Here is a 20276-nt window from a genome sequence, read left to right on the forward strand (position 1 = left end):
GTGCATACATAATCTCACAGCGAGGAGATGTGCAAGAGCATGACAGGCCGAGTCTTCACCCATTGCCGCGCCGCGACCCTGGTCGAGGGCGAGCGCGGCTATGGGCTGGTCGAGGATGCGGCCATCGCGGTGACGGAAGGCCGGATCGGCTGGATCGGCCCGCGCGGCGAGATGCCCGCCGACTATGCCGAATGGGAACAGGTCGATCTCGGTGGCGCCCTCGTTACGCCCGCACTGGTCGATTGCCACACGCACCTCGTCTTCGGCGGCGATCGGGCCCGCGAATTCGCGCTGCGGCTAGAAGGTGCCAGCTACGAGGAGATCGCTCGGGCCGGGGGCGGGATCCGCTCTACCGTGGCCGCCACGCGCGCCGCTTCGGACGAAGACCTGCTCGCCGACGCGCTGCGCCGGGTCGACGACCTGCTGGCCGACGGGGTCGCGGTGATCGAGGTCAAGTCGGGCTACGGCCTTAGTATCGAACACGAGCTGCGCATGCTGCGCGTGGCGCGCTCGATCGAGCGCGAGCGCCCGGTCCGCATCCGCACGAGCTGGCTCGCCGCGCATGCCCTGCCGCCCGAATTCGAGGGCGAGGCCGACCGCTATATCGACGAGGTGGTCATCCCCGGCCTCGAGACCGCTGCCGCCGAAGGGCTGGTCGATGCGGTCGACGGCTTCTGCGAAGGCATCGGCTTCTCGCCGGAGCAGGTGCGCCGCGTGTTCGAGACGGCGCGCGAACTGGGCATCCGCGTGAAGCTCCATGCCGAACAGCTCAGCGATCTCAAGGGCGCGGTGCTCGCGGCCGAATACGATGCGCTCTCGACCGATCATCTCGAATGGCTCGCGCCCGAGGATGCGCCGCTGCTGGCCGGGAAGGGGGTCGTTGCGGTGCTGCTGCCCGGTGCCTTCTACGCGCTGCGCGAAACCCGATTGCCGCCGATGGATGCCTTGCGCGAGGCCGGTGTGGCGATGGCGCTGGCGACCGACTGCAACCCGGGCAGCTCGCCGCTGTCGTCGCTGCGCCTGGCCATGAATATGGGATGCACGCTGTTCCGCATGACCGCAGAGGAAGCGCTCGCCGGCGCGACGCGCAACGGGGCAAAAGCGCTGGGTCTGGAAGCGGACTACGGCACCATCGAAGCGGGCAAGCGCGCCGATCTCGCAGTGTGGCGCGCAGACCATCCCGATTTTCTCAGCTACTGGATCGGCGGGCGTCTGCTGCGCGGCCGGATCACCGCAGGGCACTACCACGATGCATGACCTCTCGCCCGGATCGCTCGGGCTGGCCGACCTCGAAGCGCTCTATCGCTCGACCGGCGCCTTCCGGATCGATGACGCGGCGATGGCGGCGGTCGAGCAGTCCGCCGAGCGGCTGACCGCGGCACTCGGTTCGGGCGAGGCGATCTACGGGGTCAACACCGGCTTCGGCAAGCTCGCCAGCGTCCGCATCGGCGCGACCGATCTCGGCACGCTCCAGCGCAATCTGGTGCTCTCGCACAGCGCCGGTTTCGGCGACCCGCTCGCGCCCGCAATCGTCCGTTTCATCATCGCTCTCAAATGCCTTTCGCTCGGGCGCGGCGCCTCGGGCGTGCGCCCCGTCGTGGTCGAGCGGCTGCAGCAGCTGGTCGAGACCGATATCATTCCGGTCGTGCCCGAAAAGGGTTCGGTCGGCGCCTCGGGCGACCTCGCCCCGCTCGCGCATGTCGCGGCGACGCTGATCGGCGAGGGCGATGCCTTCTACAGGGGCGAGCGCATGGCGGCGGGTGCGGCCTTGCAGCGTGCCGGCCTCGAACCGCTGGTGCTCGAGGCCAAGGAAGGTCTCGCGCTGCTCAACGGCACGCAGGTCTCGACCGGGCTCGCGCTCGCGGCGCTGTTCGACAGCTGGCGGCTGGCGGTCAATTCGCTCGTAACCACCGCGCTCTCGCTCGATGCGGCGATGGGCTCGACCGCGCCCTTCCGCGACGAGATCCACACGCTGCGCGGCCATCGCGGGCAGATCGTCGCCGCGCGCACGATCCGCGCGCTGCTCGCGGGCTCGCAGATCCGCGAGAGTCACCGCGACGACGATCTGCGCGTGCAGGACCCCTATTGCCTGCGCTGCGCGCCGCAGGTGATCGGCGCCTGCCTCGACCAGCTCGCGCATGCCGGCACCGTGCTGCGGATCGAGGCCAATGCCGCGACCGACAACCCGCTGGTGCTCAGCGACGGGGCGATCGTCTCGGGCGGCAATTTCCACGCCGAGCCAGTCGGCATGGCGGCCGACGGCATCGCCATCGCGGTGTCCGAGATCGGCGCCATCGCACAGCGGCGGATCGCGCTGCTGGTCGATCCGGCGCTGAGCTTCGGCCTGCCCGCCTTTCTCGCGCCTTCGCCGGGGCTGCAATCGGGGCTGATGATCGCCGAGGTCACCAGCGCTGCGCTGATGAGCGAGAACAAGGCGCTCGCCAATCCGCGCGTGGTCGATTCCACCCCTACCTCGGCCAATCAGGAAGACCACGTCTCGATGGCCTGCCACGGCGCGCGGCGCCTGTTCGAGATGAACGCCAATCTCGCCGCCATTCTCGGCATCGAGGCGATGACGGCCGCGCAGGGGATCGAATGTAGAGCCCCGCTTGAAACCAGCGCCACGCTGCAGGCGACGATGGAGCGCATCCGCGCCGCCTCGCCCGCACTCACCGGCGACCGGCTGATGGAACCCGACATCGCCGCCATGGCCGAATTGCTCGGCGGGCAGGTGCTGGCGGAAGGTATCGCCGCCGACACGATCGCAGGCTTCGCGCCGTGAGCCCGGTCACCGTCATTCGCGGCAGCTCGCCGCTCGTGCTCGCGCAGCCGCATTCGGGGAGTTTCGTGCCAGAGGACATCCGCGCCGGGTTGACCGAACGCGGCGCCATGCTCGCCGATACCGACTGGCATATCCCGCAGCTCTACGACGGCCTCGTGCCCGAGGCGACGGTGGTCCGCGCCGAGTTCAATCGCTACGTGATCGACGCCAACCGCCCGCCCGACGGTGCCAGCCTCTATCCGGGGCAGAACACCACCGGTCTCGTGCCCCTGGTCGATTTCGAGAACCAGCCGATCTGGCACGCAGAGCCCGACGAGGCCGAGATCGCGCGTCGCCGCGAGCTGTTCCACGCGCCCTATCACGCGGCGCTGCAGGCCGAACTCGACCGCATCCGCGCGGCGCATGGCTTCGCCGTGCTCTACGACTGCCATTCGATCCAGTCGCGCCTGCCGTTCCTGTTCGACGGCACGCTGCCCGACCTCAACATCGGCACCGACAGTGGCGCCACCTGCGCCCCCGCGATCGAACGCGCTGTGGCGATGGCCTGCATGAATGGCCCCTACAGCCACGTCCTCAACGGGCGCTTTCGCGGCGGCTGGACCACGCGGCATTACGGCCGCCCGGACGAGGCCATCCACGCGATCCAGATGGAGATCGCGCAGAAGACCTACCTGAAGGCGGAAGAACCGCCCTTCGCCTACTGCCCCGAAACCGCCGCCGACCTGCGCGACACGCTCGCCGAGGTCTTCGCCGGCATCGAGAGCACCTTCGGAGAGTTTGCATGAGTATCGACCGCCGCAACGCCCGCGAGATCAAGGCGCCCACCGGGCCCGACCTCACCTGCGGCAGTTGGCAGACCGAGGCGCCGTTTCGGATGATCCAGAACAATCTCGACCGCGCGGTGGCCGAAAATCCCGACGAACTGGTGGTCTATGGCGGGATCGGCCGCGCGGCGCGCAGCTGGGGCGATTTCGAGGCGATCCTGTCGAGCCTCAAGACGCTGTCGGACGACGAGACGCTGCTCGTGCAGTCGGGCAAGCCCGTGGGCGTGTTCCGCACCCACGCCGACGCCCCGCGCGTGCTCATCGCCAATTCGAACATCGTGCCGCACTGGGCCAATTGGGACCATTTCAGCGAGCTCGATCGCAAGGGCCTGATGATGTACGGCCAGATGACCGCGGGGTCCTGGATATACATCGGCACGCAGGGCATCGTTCAGGGAACCTACGAGACCTTCGTCGAGGCCGGGCGCAAGCACTACGGCGGCAACCTCGCCGGCAAGTGGATTCTCACCGGCGGGCTCGGCGGCATGGGCGGCGCGCAGCCGCTCGCCGCGGTCATGGCCGGGGCCTGCTGCCTCGCGGTCGAATGCAATCCCGAGTCGATCGATTTCCGCCTGCGCACGCGCTACCTCGACGAGAAGGCGGACAGCGTGGACGAGGCGCTGGCACTCATCGAAAAGTGGACCGCCGCGGGCGAGGCCAAGTCGGTCGGCCTGCTCGGCAATGCCGCCGAAGTCTTCCCCGAACTGGTCAGGCGCGGCGTGCGCCCCGACATCGTCACCGACCAGACCAGCGCACACGATCCGGTCAACGGCTACCTCCCCGAAGGGTGGACCATGGGCGAATGGCGCGCCAAGCGCGAAAGCGACCCCAAGGCGGTGGAGAAGGCCGCCCGCGCCTCGATGCGCAGGCAGGTCGAGGCCATGCTCGCCTTCTGGGATGCGGGCGTGCCGACGCTCGACTATGGCAACAACATCCGCCAGGTCGCGCTCGAGGAAGGGCTCGAGAACGCCTTCGCCTTTCCCGGCTTCGTCCCCGCCTATATCCGCCCGCTGTTCTGCCGCGGGGTCGGCCCGTTCCGCTGGGCCGCGCTGTCGGGCGATCCGGAGGACATCTACAAGACCGATGCCAAGGTGAAGGAACTGCTGCCCGACAACCACCATCTCCACAACTGGCTCGACATGGCGCGCGAGCGGATCGCCTTCCAGGGCCTGCCCGCGCGCATTTGCTGGGTCGGGCTGGGCGACCGCCATCGGCTCGGCATGGCCTTCAACGAGATGGTCGCGAGCGGCGAATTGAAGGCCCCGGTGGTGATCGGGCGCGACCATCTCGACAGCGGCTCGGTCGCCAGCCCCAACCGCGAGACCGAAGCGATGAAGGATGGCAGCGATGCGGTCAGCGACTGGCCGCTCCTCAATGCGCTGCTCAACACCGCCAGCGGCGCGACCTGGGTCAGCCTTCACCACGGCGGCGGTGTCGGGATGGGCTTCAGCCAGCACGCCGGCATGGTGATCGTCGCCGACGGGACCGAGGATGCCGCGCGCCGGCTCGAACGCGTGCTATGGAACGACCCGGCAACGGGCGTCATGCGCCATGCCGATGCGGGCTACGAGGATGCAGCGGACTGCGCGCGCGAGAAAGGCCTGCGGCTACCCGCGATCCTGGGCGAGTAGCTTGCGCGCTTGCCGGACGGGCATCCCCGTCGCATGATGTTTCGGTTGCGAATCGAGACGGATGCAACGGGGAGGGAAAGATGGCAAGCACGGCACCGGTGATCGACAAGGACACGCTGCGGCGCAAATATGCCGAGGAACGCGACAAGCGCCTGCGCGCCGACGGCGCCGCGCAATATGTCCGGCTGGAGCGTGAGTTCTCCGATCTCGCCACCGATCCCTATACCCCGCGCACGGAGCGCGATGCACTCACCGATCACGTCACCTTCGCCTTCATCGGCGGTGGCTTTGCCGGCCTTGTGGTCGGCGCGCGGCTGAAGGAAGCCGGGATTAGCGACTATCGCATCGTCGAGAAGGGCGGTGATTTCGGCGGCACCTGGTACTGGAACCGCTATCCCGGCGCGCAATGCGACACGGCGAGCATGATCTACATGCCGCTGCTGGAGGAAACCGGGCACATGCCGAGCGAGAAATACGCGCACGCCCCCGAAATCCGCGACCATTGCAGCCGTATCGGCAAGCAGTACGATCTCTACGACAAGGCGCTGTTCCACACGCAGGTGACCGATCTCGAATGGGACGAGGGGCGCAGGGTCTGGATAGTGCGGACCGATCGCGGCGACGCATTCACCGCCAAATATGTCGGCATGGGCACCGGCCCGCTGCATGTCGCCAAGCTGCCCGGCTTGCCCGGTATCGAGCTGTTCGAAGGCAAGAGCTTCCACACCAGCCGGTGGGACTATGGCTATACCGGCGGGACGCCCGAGGGCGATCCGATGACCGGCCTGGCCGACAAGCGCGTGGCCATCATAGGCACGGGCGCTACCGCGGTGCAGGTGGTGCCCAATGTCGCACGCGATGCGAAGGAACTCCACGTCTTCCAGCGCACCCCGTCCTCGGTCGACGAACGCAACAACCGCCCGCTAGAGCGCGACTGGTTCGACAGCGTCACCGGGCCCGGCTGGCAGAAGGCCTGGCAGGAGAATTTCGTCGCCAATCTCGGCGTCGGTTTCCCTGCCGAGGACCTCGTCGACGACGGCTGGACCGACCTCGGCAAGCGCATCCGCGCGCAGGTCATCGACATGCCGCCCGAACAGCGCACGCCCGAGGGGATCATGGCCGCCTTCGAGGATGCAGATAACCAGAAGATGAGCGAGATCCGCGCGCGCGCCGAGGCGATCGTCGGCGGCGAAGCGGGCGAAAAGCTCAAGGCCTGGTACCGCCAGCTGTGCAAGCGCCCGTGCTTCCACGACGAATATCTGCAGGCCTTCACCCGCCCCAACACGCATCTGGTCGATACCGACGGCAAGGGTGTCGAGCGGATCACAGCCAGGGGCGTCATGGCCCACGGTCGCGAATACGAAGTCGACTGCATCGTCTACGCCTCGGGCTTCGAGGTCGGCACCGACTTCACCGAGCGCGCGGGCTACGACGTCACCGGGCGCGGCGGGCAGAAGCTGTCTGATTATTGGGCGGACGGGATGAAGAGTTTCCACGGTCTGCACGTCCACGGCTTCCCCAACATGTTCTTCGTCCAGCAGAACCAGGCCGCGGCCTTCATCGCCAATTATCCGCACAATCTCGTCGACCATGCCGATACCGTCGCCTGCGTGGTCAAACATGCCGAGGACAAGGGCCACGCCACGGTCGAACCGAGCGCGGAGGCCGAGAGCAAGTGGATCGAGTTCCTCCTCACCGGCCCCGGTGCGCGGCTCGGCAGCACCGAATGCACCCCCGGCTATTATAACAACGAAGGGCAGGGCTATGGCGAGCAGGAGCGTTTCGCCATGGGCCATCCGGCGGGCGCACAGGGGTTCTTCACCCATATCGACCAGTGGCGCAAATCGGGCAGGTTCGAAGGGCTCGAGTTCGGCTGAACGCCGTTCGCGGACCCTGTTGCACGGTTGGTCGAAGGGGCTTTGCTGCGGGCACTGCCCCCGCTAGCCTCGCTCTCTGATTTTCTGGGGGTAGATTCACATGACCACTAACCTGACCCGCGTCGCTTCGGCGATCGCCATCGCCTGTGCCACCGTGTCGGCGCCTGCCGCCTTCGCGCAGGACCATGCCGAGCATCACGCGAGCATGTCCGCCGCCGAACACGCCACGCACCGGCTCCACGCCCTGTTCGAGGCGAGCGAGGCGGCCTATCTCAAGCGCAATCCCTTCGCCGCCTTCTTCCGCGGCGATTTCACCGATGCCGACAAGCTCGGCGACTATTCCGCCGCATCCTATGTCGAGGAAACCGAGGCGGCGAAGGCCAACCTCGCCGCGCTTGCCGGGATCGACCGCGAAGCGCTCGGCGCGACCGACAGGATCGCCTACGACACCTTCGAATACACCCAGCAGCGCCAGCTCGCCCAGACCGCGCCCGACGTGTTCCCGACCGTCCTCGCGCTGCCGATGGACCATTTCCGCGGGCTGCACGTCTTCTATCCGCGCCTTTCCGCGCCCGGCGCGCTGATGCCCTTCGACACGGCCGAGGACTACCGCGACAACTTCGCGCGCCACCGCGAATTCGCCAAGATCGTCGACCAGGTGATCGACCGCTTCCGCACCGGTGCGGGCGAAGGGATCACCCTGCCGCGCATGTCGGTCGAACTGATGATCCAGCAGCTCGATACGCAGCTTTCGGCAGGCCCCGAGGCGAGCCCCTATTGGGCACCGGTGGAGAAGTTCCCCGACTCCATCGCCGAGGCCGACCGCGCCGCGCTGACCGAAGAGCATCGCGCGGTGCTGACCGACACGCTGTTCCCCGCGCTGCAGACGCTGCGCGACTACCTCGCCAACGAATACCTCTCGCAGGCGCGCGAGACGATCGCGGCGACCGCCAATCCGGGCGGCGATGATTACTATTCCTACCGCATCGCCGAGATGACCACTCTGCCGCTGACCGCGGAAGAGGTCCACCAGACCGGCCTTTCCGAAGTGGCGCGCATCAATGCGGCGATCGACGCCGCAAAGGCCGAGGCCAATGGCCGCACTGCCGAAACCTATACCACCAAGGCGGACCTCCAGCAGGCGTGGTACGGCGTCGCCGAGCAGGTCGATCCGCTGATGGACAAGGTCTTCCTGCGCCAGCCGAAGACCGAACTGAAGATCGAGCCCTACGAACCCTATCGCGAGAAGTTCAACCTTGCCGCCAGCTACATGTCGGGCAAGGCCGACGGCACGCGTCCGGGCATCTTCTATTTCAGCGGCTACAATGTCGCCGAACGCAAGCTCGGCACCTCGATCAACCTCTATATGCACGAGGGCAACCCGGGGCACCATTTCCAGTCGATGTTCGCGATCGAGAACGAGGATCTGCCCGAATTCATGCGCTACGGCGGCTTCACCGCCTTCAGCGAAGGCTGGGGTCTCTATGCCGAGAGCCTCGGCTATGAGCTCGGGCTTTACGACGATCCCGTCCACAGGCTCGAAGCGCTGCAGGGCGGCGAATTACTGCGCGCCGTCCGACTGGTCGTCGATACCGGCATGCATTCGCTCGGCTGGAGCCGCGAGAAGGCGATCGAATACATGGTCGCCAACGGCCAGCCGCGCGACTTCGCCGAGAGCGAGACCGCGCGCTACATCGTGATGCCGGCGCAGGCGCTCGCCTACAAGACGGGCGAATTGAAGATCAAGGAGCTGCGCGCCAAGGCGCAAGCCGCGCTGGGCGACGATTTCGACGTCCGCAAGTTCCACGAACAGGTGCTCAACACGGGCGATATTCCGCTGCCTGTGCTCGAAGCCAAGATCGACGCCTGGATCGCGGGCGGCGGCCAGTAAGGCCTGCCCCCGCAACGAAGGAAACACGATGATGAACCGTAATGCACTGCGCCTCGCCTCGGCGCTGGCGATCGCCACCGGCGTGCTCGCCGCGCCCGCCGCCCATGCCGGGGACCAGGCCGAAGCGGCAGCCTCGCAGACCGAGGGGCAGCGCCTGCGCGCGCTGCTCGCGCAGAGCGAGGCCGAGGCGCTGGTGCGCCATCCGATCGGCGCCTTCTATCGCGGCGATTTTACCAATGCCGACAAGCTGGGCGATTGGTCGGCGGCCAGTTTCGAGGCCGAACGCACCGCCGCCGAGGCCGATCTGGCCGCGCTGGCGACGATCGACCGCGCGGCGCTCGATGCGGGCGACCGGATCGCCTACGACACCTTCGAATATGCCAACCAGCGCACGCTGGCGGGCTTCGCGCCCGAGATCCTGGCGGTCGAGCTGGCGCTGCCGCTCGACCATTTCCGCGGCATCCAGGGCGATTACCCCAGCCTCTCCGCGCCCGACGGGGTGATGCCGTTCAAGACCCCGCAGGACTACGCGAACAATATTGCACGCCACCATGCCTATGCGCAGATGGTCGAGGATGTGATCGCACGCTTCGACACGGGGCTGGCGCAGGGCATTACCCTGCCGAAACTCACGGTCGAACTGATGATCGACCAGCTCGATATCCAGCTCGACGCGCCCGAGGACACCAACCCCTATTTCGCGCCGCTACGCGGCCTGCCCGACAGTTTCACCGAGGCCGAGAAGGACACCGCGCGCACGCAATTGCACGCAGCGGTGGCCGACACGCTCAACCCCGCGATGCGCCGCCTGCGGAGCTATCTCGCCGAGACCTATCTGCCCAAGGCGCGGGCGAGCATCGGCGCGACCGCCAATCCCGGCGGCGAGGCCTATTACGACTACCTCATCGCGCAGAACACCACGCTCCCGCTGACCGCGAAGCAGGTCCACGAACTCGGCCTGTCCGAAGTGGCGCGGATCTCCAAGGCGCGCGAGGCGACCATCGCCGCGCGCGGCAATCGGCGCCCGCAGGTCTACAAGACCAAGGAAGCGCTGACCGAGGCGTGGTACGAGGTCGGCAGGAAAGTCGACGCCGCGATCGGGCCGATGTTCCTGCGCCAGCCCGAGGCGGAGCTGCAGATCAAGCCCTACGAGCCCTATCGTGAGCAGTTCCAGCTCGCCGCCTCCTACCAGCCGGGCGCCGAGGACGGATCGCGCCCCGGCACCTTCTATTTCAGCGGCTGGAATGCGGCGGAGCGCGAGCTCAGCCCCTCGGTCCGGCTCTATATGCACGAGGGCAATCCGGGGCACCATTTCCAGACCATGTTCGCGATCGAGGACGGGAGCCTGCCCGACACGCTGCGGCACGGCTGGTTCACCGCCTTCGGCGAGGGCTGGGCGCTCTATGCCGAGAGCCTCGGCTACGAGCTGGGCCTCTATGACGATCCGGTCGACCGGCTGCAGGCGCTCGAGGACGGCGAATTGAAGCGCGCCGTGCGGCTGGTGGTCGATACCGGCATGCACGCCTTCGGCTGGAGCCGCGAGAAGGCGGTCGAATACATGGTCGAAAACGGCAATCCGCGCGACTATTCGGAGAACGAGATCGCCCGCTACATCGCGATGCCCGGCCAAGCGCTCGGCTACAAGATCGGCGAACTGAAGATCAAGGAACTCCGCGCGCGCGCCGAAACCGCGCTGGGCGACGGGTTCGACATCCGCCGCTTCCACGACGAGGTGCTCAATTCGGGCAATATCCCGCTCGCGGTGCTCGAAGCCAAGATCGACGCCTGGATCGCCGCCGGCGGGCAATAGGCCCGGCGATCACCGACAAGGAAAGGGGCCGCGCGACGCTGTGTCGCGCGGCCCCTTCGTTCGGGCGGCCCTAGAATTCGCCGGCGAAACCGACGGTGGCACCCGTGTTCTTGCCGCCCGCATGGCTGACGCTCGCCATGATGGCGAAGGGCACGTCGGTCGGCAGGCGGTGCGAGAGGCCGAGGCTGAAGGCGAACTCCCCGCGGAAAGTCGCGCCCTTGCCCATGTAGCTGGTGCGGCCCGGTTCCGACGGAATCGGCGCATCGGCCTGCGCCATCGCGGCGGCGATCCCGCTGCGTGCCTCTTCGGTCAGCGCGTCGATCCGGAAGTTGGTATCGGCCAGCCCCTGCTCGAGCGCGCCGACGCGACCGGTCAGCAGACCCATCTGGGTCTCGAGCGCGGTGGTGCGTCCGGCCAGCAGATCGACGCGGCCCGAGAGCGCCGAGACATCCGCAATCGACGCAACCGACGTGCGGCCGAGCGTGCCGTTGGCGTCGATCGTCACGACATCGATCGGGCCCACCTGTGCGGCGGTCGAGGAAGCGATGTCGGCGATCACGACCGAGCTGCCCGAGCCGCCCAGCATGACCTGGTTCTCGGCAGTGGTGGTCGCCCCGGCACCGATGGCAGTCGATCCCGCATGGGTTGCCGACGCACCGGCGCCGAGAGCCGTCGCATCATCGGCCGACGCCGTCGCCCCATTGCCCAGAGCCAGCGCGCGATTGCCGGCGGCGACTGCCGAGGCGCCGAGGGCGACGGCATCGGTCCCCGTCGCGCTGGCGGCCGGGCCGGTCGAGTTCACCTCGATATAGGCCAGCTCGGCGGCATTGGCCGCCATCGTCGTCTCGAGCGTGTCGATCCGCGCCGAATTCGCCGCGATGGCGACGGTGTTGGCATCGGCCTTGCGGTTGGCGGTGTCGGCCAGCCCATAGGCATCGTCGGCGCGGTCCTGCGCGGCCTGCGCCGAGCCGCTGACGCCGGCGATCGCCTCGTTCACCTGCCCCACGGTGGCGGCGTCGGTGTCGGCAATGCCGTCCGCGATGTTGACCAGGCGGCGTTCACTTCCGACGCTGCCGAAGGAGGCGGTCATGGCCTCGGTGGCGATTGAGCCCGCACCCAGCGCGATCGCGTTGATCGCGTCGACGGTCGCCTGGGCATCGGCGCCGAGGACCACCGAACCGACACCGAATGCCGATGCACCATCGGTATCGCCGTCCGCGTCTCCGCCGATGGCTATCGCGAGAAGGGCCGTCGCCTGCGATCGCGCGCCGAGTGCAAGGCTGCTCTCGCCACCGGCACGGGCGCGGAAGCCGAGGCTGGCGGCATAGCTGTCGGAGGCCACGGACCGGTTGCCGACCGCAGTGGAGTAATCGCCGATCGCGTTCGACGCGAAGCCTACTGCGGTGCCGAACAGATAGGCATTGGCGGATGCGCCGAGCGCGCTGGCGCCGCCGTCATGGGCGATCGAGTTCGCGCCTACCGCCGTGCTCCCGGTGACCCCGTTGGCCTGGGCGAAGTTGCCGATGGCGACCCCCATGGAACCTCGGGCGCTGGCACCGATACCGCCGGCGAAGGCGTATTGGCCGGCATTGGCTTGGGGTCCGATTGCCGTGCCCCCGACGTCGAACACAGCGCTCTGGGCACCGATGGCCACGCCGCTTCCGCCTTGCGTCGAAGCCAGCGTACCAATGGCGATTTCACTGACGTTGGCGGTCTGGGCGCGGAAACCCATAGCGATCGAAAGCGGGCCGTTCGCGACGGAATCCCCCCCGATGGCGATGGCTCCGAGGCCGTTTGCGAGGGCGGGGGCGCCAAACGGGTTGATGTCGAGGAAGGGGTTGCCCGCGCCGGCGACCGCGGCGTTCAGCTGGGCCAGGTTGACGGCGTCGGTATCGGCCGTGCCGGCGGCGACATTGGTGATCTGGCGCTGGCCGCCGAAATCGGTGTTGCCGACCGAAACCGAATTCTCGCGATCGGTGCGCGAATTGGCGCCAAGGGCGACCGAATTCGTGTAATACGCTCCGGCGCTGTGGCCGAGAGCGGTGGCGAAGGCGGCATCGGCGATGGCATTGCCCCCGATGGCGGTCGACACGAAGCCGGTTGCCTGGGTGAACACGCCGATGGCGATGGAATTGACGTCGCTAGCGGTCGCGCCCGATCCAAGCGCGACGGTGTAAGTGCCGTTCGAATTCGCGTATTCGCCGATGGCGACATTCCCGAAATCCAGGGCGTTGCTGGCAAAGCCGATCGCCAGGGCGCCCGAATTGAAGGCGTTGGCACTCGACCCGATGGCGATGGCGTCGAACCCGGTTGCCGTGGCGCCCGGTCCGACCGAATCCACGTCGACATAGGCCGATGATCCCGCTGCCAGAGCGGCGTTGAGCTGGTCGAGATTGACCGCATCGGTTCCTTCCGTGCCCTGCGCCACATTGGTGATCTGGCGTTCGTTGCCGGCCTGGCCGACCGACACGGTGTTGGCGCGGTTGGCGTAGCTCGATGTGCCGATCGCCACGGCATTCACGGCATCCGCCACCGCGCCTGCGCCCAGTGCCGTCGCGGAATCGGCGAAGGTGGCGGAAAAGGCGCCGAAGCTGGTGCCATATTCGCCGTTGGCGATGGCGAAGGTGCCACTCGCCGTGCCAAACGGACCGCTCGAGCTGGCCCCGGTGCCAATCGCGGTCGAGCCGCTGCCGTTGGCGACGCTCCCCATGCCCAAGGCGACGGTATCCTCGGCCGTCGCCTGCGCGCCATAGCCGACCGCAGTGGCATTGAAGGCGTTCGCATTCGCATTGTTGCCGATCGCGACGGCATTGTCGCCGGCCGTGCTGCCGTTGCCGATCGCCGTCGAACCCGATCCGGTAACGGCAGCGCCGGCACCGCATGCCAGGTTGGAGCTGTCGCCGTTCGATTGCGCGCCGCCATCGGTATCGACACCGTCGGTTGCGGTATCGTTTCCATCGGTATCGAGCAGGCACTCTTGGGCCTGCGCGGCTGTCGGAACGACAAGCAGAGCGGTGCTCAGCGAGACAAAGCTCGCTGCGACGAGAAATCTGGTTTTCATCGTGGGGTCCCCGTACAGGCGCTGCATGATTGTGCGCCTTGACGCTCTTTTAGTCGGCGTTTGTTTTCCGGAAAAGTCGAATTCAACCGCGTTAGTTACTACTACGTAGTGCCTCCCCCCTAAAGGTGCGCCGCGGTACTTGCCGGGCCTGTGTCGTCTCGATTCACGGGGAAAATGGGCACATCGCACCTTTCTGCATCGGAGGGCCTCTCAGCGCGCGTATTCGGGGTTGGCGGGGGGCAGGCGCCGTTTGGCCCAGGGCCGCCGCCGCACGATCGCGAGGCCCACGGCGGCCAGCGTCACCGCCCAGAAGATCGCGACGAAGGGGGCGTCATTGCCCAGCGCCAGCCGTGCCGCCAGCGTGGCGAGAATTGCCAGCGGCACGCCCAGCGTCACGCCCCACCAGCCGGCATGGACCAGCGGGTGCGGGCGGCCCTTGCGCGCCTGCTTGTCGAGCCAGATGAAGGTGCCGGTGGCGACCACCACGCTCAACGCCACGCCGAACACGATATAGGCGATCTTGACCGGCAACCCGCCGTAATTGCCGAAATGCAGGTTGTAGATCGAGGCGGCGAACTGCTGGCCCACGGTGCCGTCGGCCAGCCCGGTGGTGCCCTCGAAGCCGCCGTCGGGCGCGAAGTGATAGTATTCGCCGAACACCAGCCGCCGGTGGTGCTCGCCGATCACCTGCACATGCTGTCCGCGCGTTCCCGGGTCGTGGAGGATGACGTAGGAGACGCGCACCGCGGGATAGTCGCGCGCCATATGGGCGAGCACGGGGGCGACGCGCGGCAGCGGCGCGGGGGTCGGGTCGGCCTCCCCCTCCGCGCCGAAGACGGGCGCCAGCGCCGCTTCGCTGTCGCCGTCATAGGCGCTCGCGGCGAGCGAGAAGCCCGCAACATAGAACAGCCCGATCATCGCCCCGGTCAGCGCGATGGCGAGCGCGAAGGGCAGCGTCCACACCGCCAGCCGGTTATGCCAGTCGAGCGTCGCGACTTCGTCCTTGCGCCGCGCGCGCAGGCGGAAGGCGTCGCGGAAGATGCGCGGATGCGCGACCACGCCCGACACGCCCAGCGCGACGATCATCGCCCCGAACATCCCGACCAGCGTCATCCCCCAGACCGGCGGCAGGTTGAGCCTGTAATGCAGCGCGAGCAGGAATTCGGACCAGGCATTCTCCTCGGGCACCGCGATCGCGCCCTCCGCATCGACATGCACCGCCTGCGTGTCGGTGGTGATCGTGGTGCGCGGCAGCGCCTCGGTCGGCATATGGACATAGAGATGCGTGGTGTGGGGCTTTCCCGCTTCGGAGGCGAGGACTTGGGCCACCGCGCGGTCGACCGCCTGCGGTGCGATCCTGTCCATCTCGGGCGCATCGCCCTGCTCGAACCGCTGGAATTCTTCGTAGAGCACGATCGCCGCGCCGCTGACGCAGACGAGATAGAGCAGTGCGCAGCAGACCAGGCCGATCGCCGAATGCGCGGCGACGCCGCGGCGCACGGTCTCCTTCGAAAGCGGCGCGCTCATGCTACGTTGCCCAGCAGCAGGAGCGGGGCCGCGGCGCCGGCGAGCGGGACCAGCAGCATGGCGAGCTGCGCACGGCGGCGCTCGGCCATCAGCAGAGCGAAGGTGAGCAGCGGCCAGACCAGCGGGACCAGCGCGAGCACCATGACATTGCCGTCGGCCTCGGCGACCGGCCAGCGCATGGCGGCGGCGCGGATAGCGAGCGCGAGGACGATCGCCACCGCCAGTGCCAGCGGGCCGGTGAGCAGGAAGGTCGTCAGGCCCCGGGTCCAGTGCCCGGCTTGCGCGGCGGGCGCGGCGATCCGCGGTGCGAGAGCGAAACGCCGCGCCGCACGCGGTTTTTCGAAACCGGCATGGACGAGCAGCAGGCAGGCCGCGCCGGTTGCGAAGAGCGTCGCCACCGCAACGCCCCAGGCTCCCTCGGCGAGGCCGGCCAGCAGGGGCCCGCCCGCCAGCGCGCCCCAGCCGAGCGCATTGAGGGTGGGATCGCGGTGCGGGCTGCCCCAGGACAGGCGCAGCACCGCTACGCCGGCCGCGGCGAGGGCGCAGCCGAGCCACAGCGTGCTGTCGGACATCAGAAACTGCCCCGCAGCGTCAGCGTGTAGTTGCGCGGCTTGGCGTAATAGGCCTGCTCCCAATAGAGGCTCGCGACGTATTTCTCGTCGGTAACGTTGGCGATGTTCGCCTGCAGCTCGAGAGTGTCGGTCAGCCGATAGCCGGCCTGCAGCTGCAGCGTGGCATAGGCATCCTGCTCGATCCTGCCATAGGCGGTGTCCACATGGACATCGTCCTGCCAGGCGAACACCGCGCCGAGCGAGAGCCGTTGGGTGGGCTGCCAGCGCAGCGCTACATCGGCGGTGGTTCGGGGCACGTAGCTGCGCACCTCGGTGCCCGCACCATCGTCGAGCGAGAGATGCGTCAGCCCGGCCTGAACCACCAGCCCCTCGGCGATCCGGCCGGTGATCTCGGCCTCGGCGCCCTGGCTGACGACATCGATCCCGGTGTAGAGCGTCTGTCCGGTGGCGGGGTCGAGCCCGACGGACTCGGCGAGGTTCGACTGTTCGGCGCGGAACAGCGCCAGCGTGCCGAGCAGCGCGCCGTCGGGGGTCTGCGCCTTGAGGCCCACTTCCATGCTTTGGCCCCTGGCCGCGCCGAGCGGGGTGAGGTCGGTGCCGGTCTCGTGCTGCGGCAGGAAGATGTCCGAATAGCTGGCGTAGAGATTGAGGCCGTCGAAGGCTTCGAAGGTCACCCCGGCGAAGGGGCTTAGCGCGCTCTCCTTGCGCCCGAAGTCGACCCCGAAACTCACCCCGTCGGAGGCGACGTCGATGAAGTTGGCGCCGCCGATCAGGCTCAGCCGGTCGGTCAGCTCGAGCCGCGTGGCGGCATAGGCGCGCCACATGAGATAATCGAAATCGGCCTGCTCGACCGGCGGATCGTAGGCGGGGCGGCCCACCTCCTGCCCGGTCCAGTCGGGCAGCGCGGGCAGCGCGCCCCAGGCGGGGTCGGTGAACGGGACCGAGCGGCCGAGATAGTGGAAATCGGTGTTGCTGTACTGCACCCCCACCGACAGGTCGTGCTCGCGCCCGAAGGCATTGAATTTGCCGGTCAGCTCCGAGTCCCAGATCCAGCCGCCGGTGTCGTCATTATAGGCGCCCGGATAGCCGAACAGGCCGAGCCCGGTCACCGGGTCGGGCGTGCCGTAGACGTAGAACAGCTCTGAATCGCTCGAAGTGTCCTGCCGCGTGAGGACGGTCTTGAGCGTCCAGTTCTCGGCGAGGCCGAGCGCCACTTCGACGAAGCCGCGGCTGTTGGTGGTGTCCCAGAAGGTCCAGTCCTGCGTGGTCGAGGTGCCGACCGGATAATCGGTCGGGGACCCGTCGGTGGCGATCAGCGGCAGCGCACCCCACAGCACGTTGTCGGCATTGTTCTGCTGGTGTGAATAGCCGAGCGCGACCGAGACGGTCGGGGCGATCTCGCCCGCCAGGATCAGCTGCCCGGCATAGCGGTCGGAATGGTAGTCGCGCAGGTGCGAATCCCCGCTGGTGATCGCGCCGGTCGCGCGCAGGCCCCAGCTGCCGCTTTCGTTCAGCGCCAGGTCGATATCGGCCTCGCCGCGGACCGTGTTCCACGCGCCGTAGCTGAGCGCGGCCGAGCCGCCCGTCTCGCCGCCCGGGCGGCGGCGGATGAAGTTGATCGTGCCCGCGGGATTGCCGATTCCCGAGAGCAGCGCATTGGCGCCGCGCACCACTTCGACCTGGCTGTAGAACACGGTGTCGAGCGAGCCGCTGGTGGGGCCGTAGACATTGGGCGTCGCCAGCCCGTCGACCATCAGCCAGCTGATGTCGAAGCCGCGCGCGGTGTAATAGGTGCGGTCGGTTTCGACCTGCTCGACCTGTATGCCGGGGACCACCGCCAGCGCCTCGTTGATTGCGTCGAAGCCGAAGTCCTCGATCAGGTCCTCGCCGATCACCGAGACCGATTGCGGCGTGTCGACCACTTCGAGCGGCAGCTTGGTCGCGCTGCGCGGCGGCTCATCCTGCCGCTGCCCGCGCACGATGATCCCGGGCGCGTCCCCGGTGCCCTCCATCGTCTCCTCGGCCAGCGCGGGCGCGGCGGACAGGAGGGCGGGGGCGAGCGCACTGCAGGCGAGCAGCCGCGCGGCGGGGGAAGCGATATGCATGATGATTTCCTCGTCTGAACTTGCGCGTCCGCTAATGCGAGTCAATCTCAAGAGTCAAGGATAATGATAATCATTCTCACAGAAGCTTGGGGAATCTCCCCGTCCGCATCCACGGTTGCGGGAACGCCGCCATGCGCCTAAACCGCTGCCATCCCCGGGGAGCCAGCTTGTGGCTGAGAGGGACGGGATGAGCGCCGTCCGACCCGTCGAACCTGAACCGATTAGCATCGGCGGAGGGAGTGGTATGGCGCGCTCATCCCGAGCCTGTCGAAGGACCGCTCTCCTTCCGTCCTGAGGAGAGACTTCGCATGGCCGACATCAATTCCAAATTCGACATCGGCGTAACGACCGGCCCGATCCGCGGCAGCCGCAAGGTCCATGTCGGCGCCAAGAGCGGCAGCGGCGTGCGTGTCGCGATGCGCGAGATCGATCTCGAGGGCGGCGAACCCAGCGTGCGCGTCTACGACACCAGCGGCCCCTACACCGATCCGGACGCCACGATCGACATCCGCGCCGGCCTCGAGCAGAAGCGCCGCGAATGGATCATGGCGCGCGGCGATGTCGAGGAATACGACGCGCGCGAGGTGAAGCCCGAGGACAACGGCCAGCTCGGCCCCGACCGTTCGGGCGGCGTCCCCGGCTTCCCCAATGTCGCGCGCAAGGTGCTGCGCGCGCGTGCCGGCATGAACGTCAGCCAGATGCACTACGCCCGCCGCGGCATCATCACCCCCGAAATGGAATATGTCGCCGAGCGCGAGAATCTCGGCCGCGAAATGCTGCGCGACGAGGCGGCCCGCCTCACCGCGCGCAACGACGGCCAGCCTTGGGGCGCCGAGCTGCCCGATTACGTCACCCCCGAATTCGTCCGCGACGAGGTCGCGCGCGGCCGCGCGATCATCCCCTCCAACATCAACCACCCCGAAACCGAACCCATGGCGATCGGGCGCAACTTCCTCGTCAAGATCAACGCCAATATCGGCAACTCGGCGGTGGCCTCCGACGTCGCCGCCGAGGTCGACAAGATGGTCTGGTCGATCCGCTGGGGCGCGGACACCGTCATGGATCTTTCCACCGGCCGCAACATCCACGACACGCGCGAATGGATCATCCGCAACTCGCCTGTCCCCATCGGCACGGTGCCGATCTACCAGGCGCTGGAAAAGGTTGGCGGCATCGCCGAGGATCTGACGTGGGAGATCTTCCGCGACACGCTGATCGAGCAGGCCGAACAGGGCGTCGACTATTTCACCATCCACGCCGGCGTGCGCCTGCCCTATGTCCCGATGACCGCCAAGCGCGTCACCGGCATCGTCAGCCGCGGCGGATCGATCATGGCGAAATGGTGCCTCGCGCATCACAAGGAGAGCTTCCTCTACGAGCGCTTCGACGAGATCACCGAGATCATGAAGGCCTACGACATCGCCTATTCGCTCGGCGACGGCCTGCGCCCCGGCAGCATCGCCGACGCCAATGACGAGGCGCAGTTCGCCGAGCTCTACACCTTGGGCGAGCTCACCAAGCGCGCCTGGGAACAGGACGTGCAGGTGATGATCGAGGGCCCCGGCCACGTGCCGATGCACAAGATCAAGGAGAATATGGACAAGCAGCTCGAGGCCTGCGGCGAGGCGCCGTTCTACACGCTCGGCCCGCTCGTGACCGACATCGCGCCGGGCTACGACCATATCACCAGCGGCATCGGTGCGGCACAGATCGGCTGGTACGGCACGGCGATGCTCTGCTACGTCACGCCCAAGGAGCACCTCGGCCTGCCCGACCGCGACGATGTGAAGGTGGGCGTGGTGACCTACAAGCTCGCCGCCCACGCCGCCGACCTCGCCAAGGGCCACCCGGCGGCCAAGGTCCGCGACGACGCGCTGAGCAAGGCGCGCTTCGAATTCCGCTGGCGCGACCAGTTCAACCTCAGCCTCGACCCCGACACGGCCGAGCAATACCACGACCAGACGCTCCCGGCGGAAGGCGCCAAGACCGCGCATTTCTGCTCGATGTGCGGGCCCAAGTTCTGCTCGATGAAGATCACGCAGGAAGTGCGCGATTTTGCGGCGAAGCAGAGCTCGGAGAGCTATCTGGCGGCTACCGCGCCCAGCGAGAACCCCGATGCCGGGATGGCGGAGATGTCGGAGAAGTATCGCGATGGCGGCGATCTCTACGTGAAGGCGGAAGACTGAGCCTAGTGTC

General features: G+C 67.7%; 12 protein-coding genes and 1 riboswitch. Of the genes, 8 read left to right on the top strand and 4 right to left on the bottom strand.

The features are described from left to right. Positions 1 to 39: 39 nt before the first annotated feature. From hutI to ACN4E0_RS00735, 7 genes are all read left to right on the top strand, one after another. The gene (gene hutI / locus ACN4E0_RS00705; protein WP_419564439.1) at positions 40 to 1257 is read left to right on the top strand and encodes an imidazolonepropionase; all 1218 of its coding nucleotides are present in this window, start codon (positions 40 to 42) and stop codon (positions 1255 to 1257) included. Further along, positions 1250 to 2782, top strand: coding sequence for a histidine ammonia-lyase (gene hutH, locus ACN4E0_RS00710; RefSeq protein ID WP_419564441.1), 1533 nt, complete (start codon positions 1250 to 1252; stop codon positions 2780 to 2782). The genes hutI and hutH overlap by 8 nt, the downstream gene beginning before the upstream one ends. Continuing rightward, positions 2779 to 3567: an N-formylglutamate deformylase gene (gene hutG / locus ACN4E0_RS00715; protein WP_419564443.1), complete on the top strand. Its 789-nt coding sequence runs from the start codon at positions 2779 to 2781 to the stop codon at positions 3565 to 3567. Before hutH ends, hutG begins: the two co-directional genes overlap by 4 nt. Then, positions 3564 to 5237: a urocanate hydratase gene (gene hutU, locus ACN4E0_RS00720; protein WP_419564445.1), complete on the top strand. Its 1674-nt coding sequence runs from the start codon at positions 3564 to 3566 to the stop codon at positions 5235 to 5237. Before hutG ends, hutU begins: the two co-directional genes overlap by 4 nt. Positions 5238 to 5317: 80 nt before the next feature. After that, the gene (locus ACN4E0_RS00725) at positions 5318 to 7114 is read left to right on the top strand and encodes a flavin-containing monooxygenase (RefSeq protein WP_419564447.1); all 1797 of its coding nucleotides are present in this window, start codon (positions 5318 to 5320) and stop codon (positions 7112 to 7114) included. A gap of 100 nt (positions 7115 to 7214) precedes the next feature. Continuing rightward, entirely contained in the window at positions 7215 to 9005 is a 1791-nt protein-coding gene (locus tag ACN4E0_RS00730) for a DUF885 domain-containing protein (protein ID WP_419564449.1), read from the top strand. 31 nt (positions 9006 to 9036) lie between these two features. Then, entirely contained in the window at positions 9037 to 10815 is a 1779-nt protein-coding gene (locus tag ACN4E0_RS00735) for a DUF885 domain-containing protein (RefSeq protein ID WP_419564451.1), read from the top strand. A gap of 70 nt (positions 10816 to 10885) precedes the next feature. On the opposite strand, the gene ACN4E0_RS00740 is transcribed toward ACN4E0_RS00735, so the two are convergent. The 4 genes from ACN4E0_RS00740 to ACN4E0_RS00755 all read right to left on the bottom strand — a co-directional run bounded on the left by ACN4E0_RS00740 (position 10886) and on the right by ACN4E0_RS00755 (position 18080). Next, positions 10886 to 13876, bottom strand: coding sequence for a hypothetical protein (locus ACN4E0_RS00740; protein ID WP_419564453.1), 2991 nt, complete (start codon positions 13874 to 13876; stop codon positions 10886 to 10888). A gap of 210 nt (positions 13877 to 14086) precedes the next feature. After that, positions 14087 to 15403, bottom strand: coding sequence for a PepSY-associated TM helix domain-containing protein (locus ACN4E0_RS00745; protein ID WP_419564455.1), 1317 nt, complete (start codon positions 15401 to 15403; stop codon positions 14087 to 14089). Continuing rightward, positions 15400 to 15975, bottom strand: coding sequence for a hypothetical protein (locus ACN4E0_RS00750; protein ID WP_419564457.1), 576 nt, complete (start codon positions 15973 to 15975; stop codon positions 15400 to 15402). Before ACN4E0_RS00750 ends, ACN4E0_RS00745 begins: the two co-directional genes overlap by 4 nt. Beyond that, complete coding sequence (locus tag ACN4E0_RS00755) at positions 15975 to 18080, bottom strand: TonB-dependent siderophore receptor (protein WP_419564460.1); 2106 nt, start codon at positions 18078 to 18080, stop codon at positions 15975 to 15977. Before ACN4E0_RS00755 ends, ACN4E0_RS00750 begins: the two co-directional genes overlap by 1 nt. Before the next feature lie 145 nt (positions 18081 to 18225). Next, a riboswitch (TPP riboswitch) is annotated at positions 18226 to 18336 on the top strand. A 52-nt stretch (positions 18337 to 18388) separates the two neighbouring features. Between ACN4E0_RS00755 and thiC the strand changes: the two genes are divergently transcribed. Beyond that, the gene (gene thiC / locus ACN4E0_RS00760) at positions 18389 to 20266 is read left to right on the top strand and encodes a phosphomethylpyrimidine synthase ThiC (protein ID WP_419564462.1); all 1878 of its coding nucleotides are present in this window, start codon (positions 18389 to 18391) and stop codon (positions 20264 to 20266) included. The last annotated feature ends 10 nt before the right edge of the window (positions 20267 to 20276 follow it).

This window comes from Qipengyuania sp. (assembly GCF_048550555.1).
Classification (GTDB): domain Bacteria; phylum Pseudomonadota; class Alphaproteobacteria; order Sphingomonadales; family Sphingomonadaceae; genus Qipengyuania.